This is a genomic window from Fictibacillus sp. WQ 8-8 (assembly GCF_024494405.1).
Classification (GTDB): Bacteria; Bacillota; Bacilli; order Bacillales; family Fictibacillaceae; genus Fictibacillus_C; species Fictibacillus_C marinisediminis.
Genome location: NZ_JAMXKG010000042.1, coordinates 1 through 1788 on the forward strand (window position 1 = coordinate 1; position 1788 = coordinate 1788).

Below are 1788 nucleotides of genomic sequence, written 5' to 3' on the forward strand. Positions count from 1 at the left end.
TTAGCATTCCTGTAGATGGCTAATTTTGATCTTTGATAAAAATAGGGCTCCTCAGTAAGATGAATGTATCCCAAACAACCATCTAGGAGGAAGCCCTACTATGAAGTTTAAAATGCAGAACAAACAAAATCAACTAATAGAAAGAATATCTGATAAGCATCTTGTTGTTGGTGTAGATATAGCCCAACAATTACACGTTGCCAGAGCAGTTAATTTTCGTGGCATCGTAGTGGGTGATCCACTTACTTTTGAAAATAACGAGGATGGATTTACGACCCTATTTAACTGGATAAACGAACTGAAAAAATTAAATAAACTTGAGGAACCTATAGTTGGAATGGAACCAACAGGCCATTACTGGATCAACCTTTCTAAATGGCTAATAAACCAAAATATTGAGGTAGTGACAGTAAATCCTCACCTGGTAAGAAGGAATAAAGAAAATCGTGATAACACCCAGTCTAAGAGTGATAAGAAAGATGCTTTAGTCATCGCGGACATGGTGAAGAACGGTTACTATACCTTCGTGAGAAACACATCGGAATCATTTGAAAAACTAAGGGTTCTAATGTCCAATCGGGATGTGGTAGTTAAACGTCTAGTCAGCTCTATTAATCAATTAAACCGCTGGGTTGATATTGTTTTTCCAGAACTCAGGGAGGTATTTAAAGACATTACTGCCAAAGGTGCAATCGCAACCTTACGGCTCTTTCCATCTCCGATGGAACTGAGTTCCATGAAACCGGATGAGATAGTTGAAGGTTGGAAGTCACTAATGAAAAGACAGCCAGGAATGAAAAAGGCTCAATTGCTTCTCCAGTTGGCCAGAAAATCTGTAGGTACAAGACAAGCTCTTGAAGCATATAAATTTCATCTTGAGCAATTATTAGAAGAATATGATCTTGCGGTCCTTCAGTTGGAAAGGGTGGAACAAGCCGTTAACGAGGTATTAAACTGCATACCGTTCGCAAAGAAGTTGCTTACCATTAAGGGAATTAGTGAAATTTCGTTAGCCGGCATTTTAGGTGAAGCTGGCGATTTAAGTGGTTTCTCCCACGGCAATTCCTTGCTCCGGCACGCTGGATTACACCTGGCAGAAGCAAGCTCAGGAAAGTGGAAAGGCCAGATTGTAATATCTAAGCGTGGAAGATCTAGACTAAGACGCTTCCTATACTTAGCCACTATGAGCCTTGTGATGAATAACCCTGAGTTTCAAGCCATTCACTATAATAATGTTCAAGTGAAAAAAATGAAGAAAATGAAATCGATTATGAAATTGATCGGTAAGTTAGCCCGTATTTTTGTAGGGATAGCCCGCAAAAATGAGTCTTATTGTGCAGGTAAAGTAAAACCTGTAGTTGAACTGGCTGCGTAGTTTTAGTTGAGTTCTCGAAGAGAACCTTAACACATTAATTCTTCTATAATCGAATGTTGGCTTATTTGCAGGATTTCAAATATGTACGGAGTACCAGATTTCTTCAACAAAAGGGCACTGACCCATTAGGTTAGCAAAACTGGCCTCCACCTCTTGGATAGGCATGACGAAGGAATGATAGGGCAATTGACCCGTTGAGACATGGGAGGGAAAGCCTCCAGGGGCGGCGTGGAGATGTACATTACATGGTAAAATGTGGAGTTTTAGTCTGCTCCTTTATTTCACTATGCCTTCACGAAGCCTTTAGATCCCAAAGTTACTCTATCTACCCGTTAGCTTAAATTCAGTGGTTTTGAAATCCTGTGAATAAGCGAGTATTCGCAAGAAAATCGTATTAAACTGAGGGAGTTGAA

The 1788-nt window shown here is 39.9% G+C and carries 1 protein-coding gene; it reads left to right on the forward strand.

All coding sequences use genetic code 11. The features are described 5' to 3' along the window. The first annotated feature begins 100 nt into the window (after positions 1 to 100). The gene (locus tag M1K46_RS25460) at positions 101 to 1375 is read left to right on the forward strand and encodes an IS110 family transposase (protein ID WP_256228231.1); all 1275 of its coding nucleotides are present in this window, start codon (positions 101 to 103) and stop codon (positions 1373 to 1375) included. The last annotated feature ends 413 nt before the right edge of the window (positions 1376 to 1788 follow it).

Coding starts and splice junctions, on each gene's coding strand:
- M1K46_RS25460 (WP_256228231.1), top strand. CDS start 101: ATGAAGTTTAAAATGCAGAACAAACAAAATCAACTAATAGAAAGAATA.